This window comes from Mediterraneibacter torques (assembly GCF_044591705.1).
In the GTDB taxonomy this organism is placed as follows: domain Bacteria; phylum Bacillota; class Clostridia; order Lachnospirales; family Lachnospiraceae; genus Mediterraneibacter; species Mediterraneibacter torques.
Map to the genome: position 1 here is coordinate 179,572 of NZ_CP172594.1, position 14,696 is coordinate 194,267.

Below are 14,696 nucleotides of genomic sequence, written 5' to 3' on the forward strand. Positions count from 1 at the left end.
TCATAAGAATCTCCAAACTTACAGGAAACAGCAGGAGCTGATTCCTGGCATAAGTAGTTTATGTTTGTAGTGAGTGTCACGGTATGCCTTTTTTGGCTGCGTGGCACTTTTGTTTTTTCAGGAAGAAACCAGACTTTTAAGAATGAACAGAGAAAAGACTCTCTTTTCATTCTTTTTTTGTGCTTACATTTAGGTTTCGGCATAGTTGCATGCCACAACCAGCTTCGGCTGTTGATGGATAAATATTATTTTAAGAAAGGTGGAATAAGAACATGAATGAAGCAAGAGTGTATGCAGATGGATTTGAGAGATCCTTTGCAGAAGTAAAAGATCCTTGATATGAAAGCCATGTTTGAGACAACCTGCGAATATCTGAATCTGAATTTCAAAGGCAGTGTTTACATGGAGGGCTCTGGTATCTATGACCATTCCATTGTATCTGCCATGTGGAAGCTCGGAGGAAGTCAGGAACTTCTGGATACTTACCGAAAAGCACTGGATGCACACGGAATGGATGAGAAGATCCTGTCACCGGCACTTCGTTTTACCACATCTGACGTGGCAGCGAGCGGTGCAAATCTGTATCCGATGCTTTTGACAGACGGACCAAACGGCGTTATCAGTCTGGGAAGTCCAATCAAGCTGGCTCACGATAAAGGGGCAACGATTCTGGACTTCCGGAAAAATCTGGAGCAGGTATGCGCCCGCTATGTGGATGCGATGAAGAATCTTACTCAGCTTATGGACATTGAGATCCGTAATCCGGTGAACTGCCTGAAGCTGCTGATGAAGGAACTTGGCATTAAACAGAAGATCCGGAATGAGGTGGTGGAGCTATTTGTATCCCAGAACGGGGAAGGTGCCTGTACGGCACATGATCTTTATTATGCCATGAATGAAGCCTCCTTTTTTGCAGCCTGTGAAGGAATGTCCGGACAGGGCATCCTGAAGCTGGAGGAGGATATTACGAAGGCGCTTATAAAAGACTGGAAAAAATATGACGTTTATGGAGCAGTCAAATGTTAGGAGGAATTGGAATGAATAACAAAGCAGAGTATACACCGGAAAAGGTTGTGGATATCAGTAACCTGTCAAGAGAAGACTGGTTGGAATACCGCAAAAAAGGAATCGGCGGCAGTGATGTAGCGGCAATCATGGGGATCTCTCCATTTGCCACTATCCGGGATCTGTTTTACAACAAAACAGGTGTGCAGCCGGTCATTCAGGAGGAAGAGGAAAGCAACTGGGTTGCCAAGGAAGTCGGACACCGGCTGGAAGATCTGGTGGCAGAAATCTTTTCCAAAAAGACCGGACTGGAAGTATTTCCGGTACGTGTCATGTTCCGGCATCCATTATATCCGTTCATGCTTGCAGATGTGGATTTTTTTGTTCGTATGCCGGATGGGACATTTGCGATTCTGGAATGTAAAACCTGCAATTATAATGCGAAAGATAAGTGGGCTGATGAGGGTATTCCAGCTCATTATGTGCTGCAGGTAAGGCATTATCTGTCTGTGATGAATATGCAGAAAGCCTTTATCGCATGCCTGTATGGAAATAACGAGAATGAGTTTGTGTATCGCACCATTGAGCGTGATCTGATTGAGGAAGAAGACATCATTGATCAGGAAACGTATTTCTGGCAGGAACATGTATTGAAAAATGTAGTACCGCCGCATAACGGGAATTCCGATCTGGTTCTGGCAAATATCCGTAATTATGGTGGTTTTGCAGACAAATCTATTCCAGAAATTGTGCTTTCCGGTCTGGAATCAAAAAATCTTGAGAAGTATCTTACCCTTTCGGAGGAAAAGTCACAGTTGGAAAAACGGAAAAAGGAAATCGAAGCAGAACAGCGGGCAATCAGTGTTCCTTTTGTGGAACAGCTGGGGCAGGGCTGCAAGGCAGTGCTGGAGGACGGCACGAACCGTTACCGTATTACCTATAATCCGACCAGACGTACTTCGGTTGGGAAAGACCAGATGGAGAAGCTGAAAAACCAGCATCCGGATATCTATGAGGAATATACAAAAACAACGGAGAGCCGTACTTTCCGAATTAAGAAGGAGGCGGCGTAATGAGAAAACCAAATGAATGGATGCGGATAAAAAGCTGGAGGGATATAAACAATGAGGTGCAGATTTAAACATAAGATTTTCCAGAATGAGGAGAATGGGTATACGATTGCCATATTCACCACACAGGATACGTCTGTCCCCCTGTCAGCCAGAGACAAATATCTGGCATCCCGGAATATCATCGGCTTCTCAGCGATTGGATTCGGTCTTCCGCTTACAGACGAGATTGAGCTTGAGATGGAAGGCAGATGGGAGAGCGGAGAGCATGGAACTCAGTATCAGGTGGAAAATTTCATGGAGGTTGTACCACGGACAAAGGAGGGTATCTTAGGATACCTTTCTTCCGGTGCAGTCAAAGGTATCGGTCCCAAGATGGCAGATACTATTTTCCGGAAGTTTGGGCTTCAGACACTGGAAATCATGGAAAACAACCCGCAGGAACTCTTGAAGATCCGTGGAATTTCCGAGAAGAAGCTGGCTGCTATTGTGGAATCCTATGGAAAAAACCAGGTGTTCCGGGAACTGATGACGTTTCTGGCGCCTTTTAAGGTAACACCCAAAAAAGTGAATATGATTCTGAAGAAATTCGGAAATGAATCGGTGGATATTATCCGGCACCGCCCTTACATGCTGAGTGCAGTCAAAGGCTTCGGGTTTCTGACTGTGGATGCGATCGGAAGACAGTGCTGCTGTGCACTCAATGATCCCATGCGGATATCCGGGTGCATCGGACATATCATGAATCAGGCAATGAAAGAAGGACATCTGTTTAAGCAGCGTCAGGAGGTTATCAGGGAAGCACTGGAAATGCTGAACCGGGATCTGCAGGTCATGGCAGTATCGGAGCAGGATGTCAGTCAGGTGCTTTACCGGCTGGTGCTGCAAAAAAGCATTGTTGTGGAGGAAGAACGGATCTATTCTATCCGGCAGTATGAAGAAGAAACACAGACCGCTTCCATGATAGCCAGACGGCTTTTGGAGAAGCCGGTTTTGCTGTCCATTGAACCGGAGCTGGAAAAGGCACAGAAGACACTGGGGATCACGCTGTCAGAAACACAGAAACAGGCAGTGCGAATGGTGTTTGCACATCCCATCAGTATTATTACCGGAGGTCCCGGAACCGGAAAGACAACGGTTCTCAAGGTGATTCTCTATATCCATCAGGCGTTATGCAGGTCAGAGGTACAGCTTATGGCTCCGACCGGACGTGCGGCAAGACGTATGGTGGAGAGTACCGGCTGTGAAAATGCATCCACGATGCATCTGGCCCTGGGGCTTTTGGGAGATGATACGGATTTTGAACCGGATTTTGAGTACCTGTCTGCCGGATTTCTAAATGTAGATGAGGTGTCCATGGTGGACATGCATCTTGCCTATGAATTTTTCCGGCGGGTTAGCAGACATGCCAGAGTCCTTTTAGTCGGGGATAAGAACCAGCTCCCATCCGTAGGAGCCGGGGATGTGTTCCGGCAACTGATTGCCTGCGGGCTGATTCCGGTCACGGTACTGGATCTGGTTTACCGGCAGGGCGCTTTGAGCAGCATACCTTATAATGCAAAACTGATGCAGGAGAACAAGACTAATCTGAGCTTTGGGGAGGATTTTCAGTTCATTGCCTGTAAAGGAGCAGATGAAGCGGCAGAGATTGTCCGGAGGATTTATCTGGACGAGATTGCAAAAAACGGCATGGATCAGGTACAGATCCTGACTCCGTATCGGAAACGCAGTGCTGCCGGAGTGGATGAATTGAACAAATCTCTGGAAGATTTTGTAAATCCGCCGATCGCAGGGAAGAAGGAACTGCATATCGGCAGTCAGGTGTTCCGGGTTGGCGATAAGATTTTACAGAATAAAAATACCGAGATGGCGAGTAACGGCGATATGGGCAGGATACTGGACTGTATCACGGATGAGGATGGAAATGCCAGGGCAGTGATCGGATTCCCGGACGGGCGGCAGGTGCAATATGAAGCTGACCAGATGGAAATGATCGAACATGCAAACGCAATAACCATCCATAAGGCACAGGGTTCCGAATGTCCGGTTGTCATCATCCCTTGGGTGAAAGCCTTTTACATGATGCTGAAGCGCAATATTCTCTATACCGGAGTGACCAGAGCGAAAAGCAAGGTTTATCTGGTAGGGGAATGGGCTGCAGTCTGTCAGGCAATCCACACGGACGACAGCGGGACAAGGAACACCATTCTGAGTGAGCGGATCGTACAATATTACGATCAGTATCAGAGTGAACAGAAACCGGAAATGGAGCAGTTAAAACTTGTTGTTTAAAAATATTTTTCAACTTTTGAAATAAGCGGACTATTACTCTTATATAGGGGAACGTCTGCTTTTCTAAATGAAAGGAGCAGAGAATGAAAGAATTATTGTATAAGAAATCAGAGGCAGTTGCCGCTTTAAACCGTGTGGATGGCTTCCATCCGATGGAACTGGCAAGAAAGATTGGAGAAGAAGGGCAGGAGGAGCAGCTTTATCTGGATGTGAAATACCGGAAGCTCTGGTTTCGTCTGGTCAATCCGGCAGGAAAGATCATCAGCCGGATTATCACTTTCACAGAGAATATGGCAGTTGTGGAAGCACGTATCTATCTGGATAAATGTGATCAGGAAGACAATTATGTAGCCAATTCCTTTTCGCAGAAATTCCGGAGCGATGATCCGAAGTTTGGAGACAAATTTTTGGAAATGGCGGAAACAGCAGCCGTAGGAAGGGCATTATCGGATGCCGGATATGGTGTGCAGTTTGCGGATGTGGGAGAGGAAAATGATCCTGCACAGGTAGATGCCGGAATTCCATATCAGAATCCACAGATGCCGGATTCAGATGCCATGGCAAATGCCGCTATGCCAAATTATGGAGAGATGCCAGGTCAGCCGGAATATGCAGGCCAGCAGATGATGAATCAGTTCTATCAGCAGGCACAGGCGGCGGGAAGCACCATTTACCATGGCAGTGGACAAATGCCTGGCTACGGTTCCGCTCCGGCTGCCTCTACGCCGCCAAAGACCGGACAGATGCTGCAGGGAGCATTACAGAATCTGGATACGTCCCTTCCGGTAGAAGAACTGATGAAACACATGAACTATGAAATGGCAGTCGGGACTGTGATTCCGGGAAAGGGAAAATACGGCGGAAAGACCATGGGACAGGTGGCAGTTGAAAGCCCGTCAACGATCCAGTGGTTTGCCGAGCAATATTCCGGACCGAACAATCTGGTTCCGGCGGCAGCAAAGGTAATTTTACAAAAAGCAATGCCGATGGCTGGTTAAGGAAGAACCCCGCAGAGAGCTTTTTTCTGCGGGGGAAAGGAGGAAGAGACCGGGATGTATTATGATATGTCTGGGTTTGATTATGGAATACTGGATGTGGTGCAGGTGCTGCATCTCAGAAAGCGGCGGGGAAACTATTATGACTGCCCGTTTTGTGGAGAGACGCATGGAAAACTGAATATCAATGTGGAAAAGAATGTATTCCGGTGCAACCGCTGTGATGCGTCCGGGGGGATGCTGAAGCTTTATGCGGATTTGCACAATGTTACACTCTCCGAAGCAAATCAGCAGATCCGGGAAGCATTAGGAAAAGGAGAATACCGGACGGATTATATCAAAGCAACGCCGGTACAGGAAGAAAAGGCAACGGCAGAGCTTGCACCCATAGAGGAAATCCACCGGACGTATCAGAGAATGCTGTCCATGCTCACGCTTAACAGGAAGCATCAGGAGGATCTGCAAAGACGAGGATTAAAACCGGAACAGATCGAAGCACAGCGTTACCGGAGTGTCCCGCTGTTTGGAATGAAGAAGCTGGTCAAAAGGCTGGCAGAAGAAGGATATATGGTGAAAGGCGTGCCGGGATTCTACCGGGATACAGACGGAAACTGGACGATTAACTTCAAAGCAGAAAACTCAGGAATCCTGATTCCCATAGTTTCTTTGGACGGGTTCATCCAGGGTTTTCAGATCCGGGTAGATCATGTGACTGACACGAAAAAATATATCTGGCTGTCCAGTGTCAATTATGACCAGGGAGTTTCCTCCGGAAGTCCGGTACATGTGATCGGTGATCTTGCCGCAGAACGTGTCTATCTGACCGAAGGAGCCTTAAAAGGGACCATAGCCCATTATCTGTCCGGCGCTACCTTTGTGTGCGTTGCCGGAGTGAACCAGTACCGGAATCTGAAACCGGTGCTGGAGCGGATGAAAGGATATGGGATGAAACAGCTTTTGGAGGCGTATGACATGGATAAGAAGATGAAAGTAGCCTGCAATAAGCATGACAGTAAGTGTGCGGTCTGTTTTGAGCGTTCCCCTGTTATCTGCCAGCATAAGGCGGAGAAACGGAGGATTATCCAGAACGGCTGCAATAAGGTCTATGAAATCTGCCGGGAGCTTTCCCTGCCGATGAACCGGATGGTCTGGGATATGGACGAGAGCGGGGAGTGGAACGGGAAACACAAGGGGATTGATGACTATTTAGCCGCCATCAAACAGAAGGAAGGAACCGGGGCACAGACTTCGGCTCTTCCGAAAGGAGAACAATCATGAGAAAAAAAGGAAATACGGTTCTTGCAGGACTCATTATCTGCCTGTTGCTTGTTTTTCTCGCAGCGGCAGGAAAACTCTTTGGTGCTTATCTGAAGTATCAGAAAGGGGACGTAAGTTACGAGAAACTGCAGGAATATGTTCAGGAACCAGAGGAAGAAGAATCACCGGAGTCTGAGAAAGAAAAGGAGGAACCTAAGAATAGGTATCTAGAAATTGATTTTGCAGGTTTAAAAGCGGTTAATCCGGATGTCATAGCGTGGATTCAGATTCCGGCACTGGATATTAGTTATCCGGTGGTACAGGGGAAAGATAATGCATATTATCTTCATCACCTTTTTTCGGGAGAATCCAATATCAACGGGAGCATCTTTGTGGACTGCCATAATCAGCCGGACTTTACGGATCAGAATACGATCGTGTACGGGCATAATATGAAAAACGGGAGCATGTTCGGAACTCTGGATAAGTACCAAGACAAAGAGCTATTTGAACAACATCCGGAGTTTTATCTCTATTTGCCGGACAAGATCCTCAAGTATCGTATCTTTTCCTGCTATGCGGGAAGAACCGGAAGTGAGGGATATAGGTATCATTTCCCGGAAGCGGAAGATTTTCAGACGTTTCTGGATACGGTGTCTTCTTATAGGGATTATGATACCGGCACCGAGCTGTCGGCAACGGATCGGATAGTTACGCTGTCTACCTGTGTCAATTCCAGACGGAATTATCGCTATCTGGTACATGGAAAATTAAGCAGTGAGATCATCACAGAGGAATAAAAGAATCGTGCTGGTGTGAGAAGAAATTTCTTATGCCAGCTTTTATTATGGGAGGAAATGTAATGGGAACAGCATTGGTTATGGAACATGCAAACGCACTGGCACAGATGATAGTCAGTGAAAAGGACAAGTTATTTGATGAAAGAGTGGAGGCTCTTGTAAAACTTTATAGAAGGGCGGAATTTTATCTGAAGCAGGGATTTCTGGAGAGCATCGTCTGCGAGTTCCATCGGAAGAAAGTGGAAATGATTATGCAGGCGGAAACAAAAGGAGAGATTACGGAAATACTGAAGTTATCAAAACCGCATTTTGACGGGAAAAAATTTGTCTATACCTCTCCGTATGCTGTGGAAGAGGAAGAGCTTCTCCTTTGGTCTCTGACATCACTGCAAGGTCCACTCCGGGATGAAGGGTATCGAAGATATCGGGAATTATTTGAGAAGTGCCTGCCGGAGATGGCAGAAAAGATTCCGGCGTAGAACAATGGCATAACAAAGGAACGAAAAAACTATCTTTTATTTTACTGTAATTTCACTCTTTATTGAATCTGCAATACTTTACAAAGTTTTTTACGGAAAAATGCTTCGGATTAATATACTTAACACCAGTATCTATCAGCTTAAATTTTGAATAACCAAACACCAGTGTTTCATTATTCACAAAAATCGTCATCTATCCAGAAAGCAGGTAAAATATGTTCACAATAATCAGAGTATTTTCTGCATTCAATACATTCTTCATCTAAAGAATCTACGCCGACATAATGAATATGATAATCTACAGTATCGTTTACAAATCTTTCAAGGAAGATGTTCAAAACAAAGGCTACTCTATCATCACAATAAACATAACCAATTAAATTCTTATGAATGATACAGTAAACGAGATAAACACAGCGTGTATCAACGATGCAGTTGAAATTGTATCCAGATTAAAGCCTATTTATACTTTAAAGCATGCACGGAGACAGCAAGAAGACCTATTCCTGTACGGAAGAGGTCTTCCCGTCCTTATACTAAAGTTAATTGGTATGCTGAAGTCCCGCAAAAGCAACATTTAATTTACCTCCAGATTACCGCTTTTAAGAGATAGATAATCGGAACTTCCGCTAAGCAGATAGAAAAAATATTCCCCTTTTTCATCTGGTGAGAAACTATATTTTCCACTCAGTTCATCGAACACTTCTCCTTCATACATTATCCCGTCTTTTACATAACCGATAATCAAATCTTGGGATACTGTAATGTCTGATTTATATTTATCAAACGAAATGACTATATTATCTTTATCAGTTAGTTCCCATCCCTTTCCATTGTCTTGTGTAAGTACACAAAGTGAATTGTTGATTAGAATTATTTCTGGAATGATATACATTTCATCTGATTTATCAGTAGGAATCTCTACTATTGATGATGGTATGAAATTAGGCATCAGACTGCTTTTAACAATTCTGCTTTCAGGAAATTCTGATGAAGATTTGGCTAATTCCTCAATATCAACAACTTTCCCATTTTCATTGGTATATACACCGTCTTTTAATATGATGTAGCTTCTATCATTGGTTTCTGTCCCGATTAAATGTCGATTAAATAACATGCTTCTACCTCATAAATTCAGTGAATACTATAGCAGTGGTTTAATAATGGGAATGTGTATTTTCAAAAAAGGGAACCGAGAAACCAAGTTAAAAAGCTTCAATTAAAATCAGGATAAGTACTCACCAGCACTTGAAATATTTTCCACTATTAAAATGTAATAGAAAATGATTTGATTGTAAAGGCATCAGAGGACAGATTAGTTACCATGCCGTAATAGTAATCTGTTGCCTGTGTCGTAAATCCTGAACGCAAACCACTTGCTGTAATCTCACGCACAAATTCTGATGAAGGTCCAGCTACGTATGCGCGTACTCTTGAACGATGAAAAGCAGAACGGCTCAAAGTGTAATTTATAGTTATGTATCTGCCGCTATTACAATAAAGTCCCATACTGTTATTTGATGGTGTTAATATGGCGACTTCGCCATTTTTCAATGTGATTCCGCGCCAAGTATATCGGGCATATGCATTTGGAATAACACCTTCTTCAACAACTTTCTGCAGGCTTTCGTCAGCAAACACAGTGTACTTCCATTCAATCATATTAGGGTCATCTGTAAGCGGCTCTGCTGCAAAAACATTAACACTTAGCGACAGCATCATAACGAGTGTTAGGATAAAACTGATTATTTTTTTATAAGCCTTCATATATGTACACGACTCCTTTCCAAGGTTCCCTTTGTAATAAGATACACAGTAAATATTGTAACGGTTGCATTTATTTAAAAAATTAAAAAAGATAATTTTTAATTTTTGTTTTTTGAATTTTTTGATTGGTAAAATAAGAAAATGGATTATAAAGAGTTGCACTCTAGGTACCTCCTACGTACAGAATAAGTATCAAATACAAAGGAGTGAAATCATTATGATTAAAAAATTAAGAGTAGCCGTGGATCACGGGAACCGGAACATGAAAACCTGTCATTTTATCTTTACCACAGGACTGACGGAACAGGATAAAAAGCCTGCCAGGGGAGAGAAGTATCTGAAATATCAGGGAAAGTATTATACCCTTAGTGAGAAGCGGATTCCGTACCAGAGGGACAAGACGCAGGACAGCCGGAACCGATTCTGGATTCTGACCTTATTTGCCATTGCAATGGAGCTGGAGCAGAAAAGCCAGATCCAGCCGGAGGATGTCATTCAGGTGGAACTTCCGATTGGGCTTCCGCCGAAGCATTTTGCAGAGCTTTGTGAGAGATATGAACGCTATTTCAAAGGGGACGGGAAGGTGCAGGAACTGTGCTTCAACGATAAAGTCTATCACCTCTGTATACAGAATGTAATGGCGTTTCCGCAGGATTATGCAGCCATGATGACGAGGATGATGGAAATCCGTGAGATTCCGAAAGTCGTAGGGATTGATATTGGCGGATTTACTTCTGATTATCTTCTGATGAGAAGTGGCAGACCGGATATGGATTATTGTGATTCTCTGGAAAAAGGTGTGATTACCATGTATAACGATATCATTTCCAGTATTAAAGCGTTTTTTCTGAGTAAGGGATCTCCGGATGATTCTGTAGGATCATGTAAGGGGACTGCCCCTGCATAATCAGTGGGGAAACCAGTTCATCCAGCCTTATCAAATCTTCAGGAGAAATGTTGATACCAGTTCGCGATTCAATCAGAACGGTTCGATATTCCCTGTGAGCAATCGTGGCTCTATAATAAGCCTTATCCAAACGGCATCCGCTTTTTTTACTGCAAGCATTGCATACAAAGGGAGCTTTATCTAGTTTGGAACAATGATAACTGCGAGGAATGAAATCATCGCAATGGGAATTACAGTGGTTGCAGAGTTTACACATTCTTTTGCATATCGGAGCATAGATTTCACAGATATTCTTTTTTTTGCAGTCTTTTATTAGAGCACATTTATTTTTTGATTCATTGAAGTGGCTATGTTCCTGAATAGTGCGGTGCTTTTTAATTTCTTTGGAGATAGTGGTTGGATCTTTTCCTAACTGTAGCGCAATGCTATGGAGGGAGTTTCCTTGATCCAACCTTTTTTCAATTATAATACGCTGATCCATTGTCATATGCTTTTGATTTCCAGGGATAGATTTACACATAAGTACCTCTTTTCTACTGCGGATAGAAGGTACTAAAATAATATAGGATATAGAAGAAGAGAGTAAGACTAAATTCAGCATGATGGTGGAATTTAGTTTTTCATTTAAGGCATATATTTTATCGTAGATTAACACTATACGAAATGCGTTAAAGTGCGTTATGATAAGCAGGATAACACATGCACAAATGGCAGATTTGATGAAGATCTGTATCAGGAACTGGTAAGTACATTGCTTCAGTGTATCCAGAGATTCCAGATAATTGAGTAAGTTATCTTAAACAAAGGCTGCAATCACTCTCAGGGGAGTAACATCCTCTGGGAGTGATTGTTTTTTGAAGGGTGATATTGCCTCAGTTCGAAGCGGCAGACGGTGTTGATCTATTATGTTGCCTGATGCTTTAATGCTCTTTTGTTGTTGCCAGTTCTTTATGAAGATGTAGAGCCATAAACACAGTAACAATAGCAGAAATTACATCGGCAATCGGTTGTGCATATAGTATTCCATTTATGCCCCAGAATGATGGGAGCAACAGAATGATCGGAACAAAGCAAATACCTTGTCGGCAAGCCCCAAGAACGAATCCGGCGGTGCCTTTTCCAAGTGCAAGAAACAGAGAAGAATACACTGTGTAAAATCCAAATACGAAGAAGGAAAATCCATTTGCCATTAGCGATTTTTGACCTACAGAAATCATCTCTGTATTGCCTTCTGTAAATTGCGAAATAATCTGTGTGGAAAATAGGGCTATTGTCAATCCCACAACTACACAAAATATTGTTGACCATAAGATAGAAGTTTTAATTGCTTCCCTGAGCCGATCAAACTTTTTGGCACCATAGCTAAAGCCGGCAATTGGTTGGAAACCTTTTAAGAAGCCGAACACAACCAGAGTTCCCATTGAAGTGATTCTTGTAACAGCGCCCATTCCGGCGATAACAGCATCTCCATAGATATTAGCTTCCCGGTTTATGAATGCGATAGAAAGGCTTGTAAGAAGCTGGAAAGTCAATGTGGGTATACCGATTTTCAGAATTTCAGTTATGATCTGCTTAGAAGGACAAAATTCCTTAATGGAAAATGTAAAAGCGCTTTTTTTCTGTAATGCATAAATTAAATATACAAGAGTAGAAGCCATTTGAGAAATTGCTGTAGCGATTGCCGCACCAGCAACCCCCATGTCGAGAGTATAGATGAAAATAGGATCTAAACCAATATTCAATACAGCTCCTAATAATAATGCACACATAGTTGTTTTTGCGGCGCCTTCACTTGCAACGATATTGTTCATCGTTACATTAAATACATTGAAAATACATGAAATAACATAGATTCTTCCATAAGAAAGGGCGTATGGCATAATCGTGTCTGTTGCACCTAACATGGTTAAAATAGGTTTCAAAAAAATTGCAGTTCCGATAATAATAACTGCGCCAATACAAACACTGCTGTATAATGCAGTACTGGCGACTTTACTTGCAGCTTCCCTATCTCCTCGCCCTAAAAGTCTTGATAAGTAGGAGGCGGCACCATTGCCAAACATCAGACCTAAACCAACAACTACTTGTCCTAAAGGAAACGCAATGGAAATTGCACCCATTTGACTCTCGCCAAGTCCTCCTATGAAATAAGCATCCACCAAATTGTAGAGAGCGTTAATAAGCATACCAATCATTATCGGTATACCAAGAGCCATTAGTGCTTGGGGAACAGGTGCATTTCCTAATAAATCCATTTTGTTGTTATTCTTGTTCATTTCAAATACTCCTTTCAATTAAGAATATAAATTATAGTAGTATAAATTATAGTATACTACGTGAGAGAATACTACTATAATTTATAGTAGTTGTCAAGCGTGTATCCTGCAATTTCCTTGACAAGAGGTATAAAATCAAATACTATAAATTACAGTATATATAACCGTAAGTATTTTATAGCTTTCGTGGATATAGAAAGTGGGTGAACTATGGCTACAATAGATTTAATTGTGTTAGGAATATTGAAAAAGGAACCGATGGGAGCCTATGATATTCAAAAATTAGTGGAATATCGTAATATATCAAAATGGGTAAAAATCAGTACACCATCCATTTACAAAAAAGCAATTCAGTTGGAGGAAAAAGGCTTCATTAAAGGAGAAATTGTGAAAGAAGGTAAGATGCCTGAAAAAGCAGTTTATTCATTAACAGATGAAGGCGAAAAAGAATTTGTAAAGCTTATGATGGAAACAGCCTCTAAACCCATTCACTTTTTTTTAGATTTTAATGCAGTAATTGTAAATTTGGATAAGTTACCGCCTGAAAGTCAACAATCATGTATTGCCAGTATTGAGGAAAATATTGAAATATTAAAAACTTATCTGGAGGAAAATCTTCGAGAGAAAGAGAATGATCCGGAAATCCCTAAGACTGGTATGGCAGTATTGCAACAGCAGATAGTTTTGGCGGATGCTATTGAAAAATGGATTATTTCTCTAAAAAAAGACTTTTGATGAAGAAGTCACTAGCTGATTTCTTATTAGGTCTGCAGGATTGGGAAGAAACAGGGATGGATGCCGACCTATGTTCCGGCTTTGTAGCCAGAACATAGAAATTTTCTTAGTGGGGAATCTCCCTCAAACCCGGTGCTCCTTATATCCTGCAGATTAAACTTCAAATTTATACCCATATCCAACTACTGTTTTTATGTAATTCTTGTCGCTGGAATACTTTTTTATCTTCTTGCGTATTTGAAAAATAGTGTTTTCCACGGCGTGGAAATAACCATTTGCTTTTTCATGCCAAACTGCTTCATAAATCTGTTGTTTAGTAAAAGCCATCCCTGGATTAGAATATAGCATATAAAGTACATCAAATTCTTTTACAGAAAAGTTAATGTCTTTTCGTACTATTAAGCCGTAGGTCGTAAAGGTCTGCGACTTTAACTTTACCCGGAAAGGAGCTGCCACATATATAGGCAGTGCTGTAATTTTAACAGTAACGGTCACCAATCTATGGGGATGGCTTGTATATCCGGCTGAAATGCTAAAAAATCAGTGGTTCTTATTTATCACTTCACTCTGCCCCGGTAATTATGTGTTTGCCGTTTCTGGCTCTTGCAGCTATTGCGATTCTACTGGTCTATTACCAGACTATTTGCAGGTAAAGCATTGCTCTGGTTTTGAATTTGAGTTTTGGCAGTCTAATAATAGCATTTTAGATTAGCTGTGATAAGGTGAAACAGATTAGGAGGAAAGTAAATTGCATTACAAAGACAAAAACCTACAGATAGATATTCGCTGTCATACTGTTTTTATGAATGATCAAAAGATTGAATTGAGTCTGAAAGAATTTACGGTACTAAAATATCTAACAGAACATCCTGGCTGGGTATTCTCTCACGAGGAGATTTATCGTAATGTCTGGAAGGAAGAACCGATTGACTGTGCTAATGCGGTTATGTGCTGCATTAGCCAGCTTCGTAAAAAGTTAAAAGTAGATTCACGGAACTGGAATTACATCCGCACCGTCCGAGGTGTGGGCTATAAGTTTCAACCACTCTCAGGGGAGTAACATCCTCTGGGAGTTTTTTGTCATATTTGTTGCACTTTTCGGCTCTGGTACGT

General features: G+C 42.3%; 16 protein-coding genes. 11 read left to right on the forward strand and 5 right to left on the reverse strand.

What is annotated here, in order from left to right; all coding sequences use genetic code 11:
- The first annotated feature begins 339 nt into the window (after positions 1-339).
- From ACH9UM_RS00720 to ACH9UM_RS00750, 7 genes are all read left to right on the forward strand, one after another.
- Positions 340-1,026 (forward strand): hypothetical protein, encoded by a 687-nt coding sequence (locus ACH9UM_RS00720; RefSeq protein WP_400091667.1) that lies wholly within the window; start codon positions 340-342, stop codon positions 1,024-1,026.
- Positions 1,020-2,078, forward strand: a complete 1,059-nt coding sequence (locus ACH9UM_RS00725; RefSeq protein ID WP_005333354.1) for a YqaJ viral recombinase family protein — start codon at positions 1,020-1,022, stop codon at positions 2,076-2,078. The genes ACH9UM_RS00720 and ACH9UM_RS00725 overlap by 7 nt, the downstream gene beginning before the upstream one ends.
- Positions 2,079-2,129: 51 nt before the next feature.
- On the forward strand, positions 2,130-4,367 hold the full coding sequence (locus tag ACH9UM_RS00730) for an ATP-dependent RecD-like DNA helicase (RefSeq protein WP_270475431.1): 2,238 nt from the start codon (positions 2,130-2,132) through the stop codon (positions 4,365-4,367).
- Positions 4,368-4,450: 83 nt separating this feature from the next.
- Entirely contained in the window at positions 4,451-5,365 is a 915-nt protein-coding gene (locus ACH9UM_RS00735; protein WP_270855545.1) for a hypothetical protein, read from the forward strand.
- A 54-nt stretch (positions 5,366-5,419) separates the two neighbouring features.
- Positions 5,420-6,640 (forward strand): CHC2 zinc finger domain-containing protein, encoded by a 1,221-nt coding sequence (locus ACH9UM_RS00740; protein WP_005333381.1) that lies wholly within the window; start codon positions 5,420-5,422, stop codon positions 6,638-6,640.
- Complete coding sequence (srtB, locus tag ACH9UM_RS00745; protein ID WP_005333383.1) at positions 6,637-7,419, forward strand: class B sortase; 783 nt, start codon at positions 6,637-6,639, stop codon at positions 7,417-7,419. Before ACH9UM_RS00740 ends, srtB begins: the two co-directional genes overlap by 4 nt.
- A 32-nt stretch (positions 7,420-7,451) precedes the next feature.
- The gene (locus ACH9UM_RS00750; protein ID WP_005333384.1) at positions 7,452-7,898 is read left to right on the forward strand and encodes a hypothetical protein; all 447 of its coding nucleotides are present in this window, start codon (positions 7,452-7,454) and stop codon (positions 7,896-7,898) included.
- Between the two features lie 577 nt (positions 7,899-8,475).
- On the opposite strand, the gene ACH9UM_RS00755 is transcribed toward ACH9UM_RS00750, so the two are convergent.
- A complete protein-coding gene (locus ACH9UM_RS00755; protein ID WP_400091672.1) occupies positions 8,476-9,015 on the reverse strand; it encodes a hypothetical protein in 540 nt (179 codons plus the stop codon).
- A 149-nt stretch (positions 9,016-9,164) separates the two neighbouring features.
- The gene (locus ACH9UM_RS00760; protein ID WP_020436705.1) at positions 9,165-9,665 is read right to left on the reverse strand and encodes a hypothetical protein; all 501 of its coding nucleotides are present in this window, start codon (positions 9,663-9,665) and stop codon (positions 9,165-9,167) included.
- A gap of 217 nt (positions 9,666-9,882) precedes the next feature.
- On the opposite strand from ACH9UM_RS00760, the gene ACH9UM_RS00765 reads away from it, so the two are divergent.
- A complete protein-coding gene (locus tag ACH9UM_RS00765) occupies positions 9,883-10,572 on the forward strand; it encodes a ParM/StbA family protein (protein WP_400091675.1) in 690 nt (229 codons plus the stop codon).
- On the opposite strand, the gene ACH9UM_RS00770 is transcribed toward ACH9UM_RS00765, so the two are convergent.
- Positions 10,499-11,092 (reverse strand): helix-turn-helix domain-containing protein, encoded by a 594-nt coding sequence (locus ACH9UM_RS00770; protein ID WP_400091677.1) that lies wholly within the window; start codon positions 11,090-11,092, stop codon positions 10,499-10,501. The two genes, ACH9UM_RS00765 and ACH9UM_RS00770, sit on opposite strands and share 74 nt — an antisense overlap.
- 153 nt (positions 11,093-11,245) lie before the next feature.
- Between ACH9UM_RS00770 and ACH9UM_RS00775 the strand changes: the two genes are divergently transcribed.
- A complete protein-coding gene (locus ACH9UM_RS00775) occupies positions 11,246-11,362 on the forward strand; it encodes a helix-turn-helix domain-containing protein (RefSeq protein WP_400091679.1) in 117 nt (38 codons plus the stop codon).
- 130 nt (positions 11,363-11,492) lie between these two features.
- On the opposite strand, the gene ACH9UM_RS00780 is transcribed toward ACH9UM_RS00775, so the two are convergent.
- Positions 11,493-12,848: an MATE family efflux transporter gene (locus tag ACH9UM_RS00780; RefSeq protein ID WP_005333407.1), complete on the reverse strand. Its 1,356-nt coding sequence runs from the start codon at positions 12,846-12,848 to the stop codon at positions 11,493-11,495.
- Positions 12,849-13,058: 210 nt separating this feature from the next.
- Between ACH9UM_RS00780 and ACH9UM_RS00785 the strand changes: the two genes are divergently transcribed.
- Positions 13,059-13,583: a PadR family transcriptional regulator gene (locus tag ACH9UM_RS00785; RefSeq protein ID WP_005333410.1), complete on the forward strand. Its 525-nt coding sequence runs from the start codon at positions 13,059-13,061 to the stop codon at positions 13,581-13,583.
- A 153-nt stretch (positions 13,584-13,736) separates the two neighbouring features.
- On the opposite strand, the gene ACH9UM_RS00790 is transcribed toward ACH9UM_RS00785, so the two are convergent.
- Positions 13,737-14,078 (reverse strand): helix-turn-helix domain-containing protein, encoded by a 342-nt coding sequence (locus ACH9UM_RS00790; RefSeq protein ID WP_005333412.1) that lies wholly within the window; start codon positions 14,076-14,078, stop codon positions 13,737-13,739.
- 253 nt (positions 14,079-14,331) lie between these two features.
- Between ACH9UM_RS00790 and ACH9UM_RS00795 the strand changes: the two genes are divergently transcribed.
- Positions 14,332-14,643 carry a winged helix-turn-helix domain-containing protein gene (locus tag ACH9UM_RS00795; RefSeq protein ID WP_023921561.1) on the forward strand — a complete coding sequence of 104 codons (312 nt, stop codon included), beginning with the start codon at positions 14,332-14,334 and terminating at the stop codon, positions 14,641-14,643.
- The last annotated feature ends 53 nt before the right edge of the window (positions 14,644-14,696 follow it).

Bases quoted from the DNA above. Each gene is read 5' to 3' on its own strand.
- ACH9UM_RS00720 (WP_400091667.1), top strand. From the start codon at position 340: ATGAAAGCCATGTTTGAGACAACCTGCGAATATCTGAATCTGAATTTC.
- ACH9UM_RS00725 (WP_005333354.1), top strand. From the start codon at position 1,020: ATGTTAGGAGGAATTGGAATGAATAACAAAGCAGAGTATACACCGGAA.
- ACH9UM_RS00730 (WP_270475431.1), top strand. From the start codon at position 2,130: ATGAGGTGCAGATTTAAACATAAGATTTTCCAGAATGAGGAGAATGGG.
- ACH9UM_RS00735 (WP_270855545.1), top strand. From the start codon at position 4,451: ATGAAAGAATTATTGTATAAGAAATCAGAGGCAGTTGCCGCTTTAAAC.
- ACH9UM_RS00740 (WP_005333381.1), top strand. From the start codon at position 5,420: ATGTATTATGATATGTCTGGGTTTGATTATGGAATACTGGATGTGGTG.
- srtB (WP_005333383.1), top strand. From the start codon at position 6,637: ATGAGAAAAAAAGGAAATACGGTTCTTGCAGGACTCATTATCTGCCTG.
- ACH9UM_RS00750 (WP_005333384.1), top strand. From the start codon at position 7,452: ATGCCAGCTTTTATTATGGGAGGAAATGTAATGGGAACAGCATTGGTT.
- ACH9UM_RS00755 (WP_400091672.1), bottom strand. From the start codon at position 9,015: ATGTTATTTAATCGACATTTAATCGGGACAGAAACCAATGATAGAAGC.
- ACH9UM_RS00760 (WP_020436705.1), bottom strand. From the start codon at position 9,665: ATGAAGGCTTATAAAAAAATAATCAGTTTTATCCTAACACTCGTTATG.
- ACH9UM_RS00765 (WP_400091675.1), top strand. From the start codon at position 9,883: ATGATTAAAAAATTAAGAGTAGCCGTGGATCACGGGAACCGGAACATG.
- ACH9UM_RS00770 (WP_400091677.1), bottom strand. From the start codon at position 11,092: ATGTGTAAATCTATCCCTGGAAATCAAAAGCATATGACAATGGATCAG.
- ACH9UM_RS00780 (WP_005333407.1), bottom strand. From the start codon at position 12,848: ATGAACAAGAATAACAACAAAATGGATTTATTAGGAAATGCACCTGTT.
- ACH9UM_RS00785 (WP_005333410.1), top strand. From the start codon at position 13,059: ATGGCTACAATAGATTTAATTGTGTTAGGAATATTGAAAAAGGAACCG.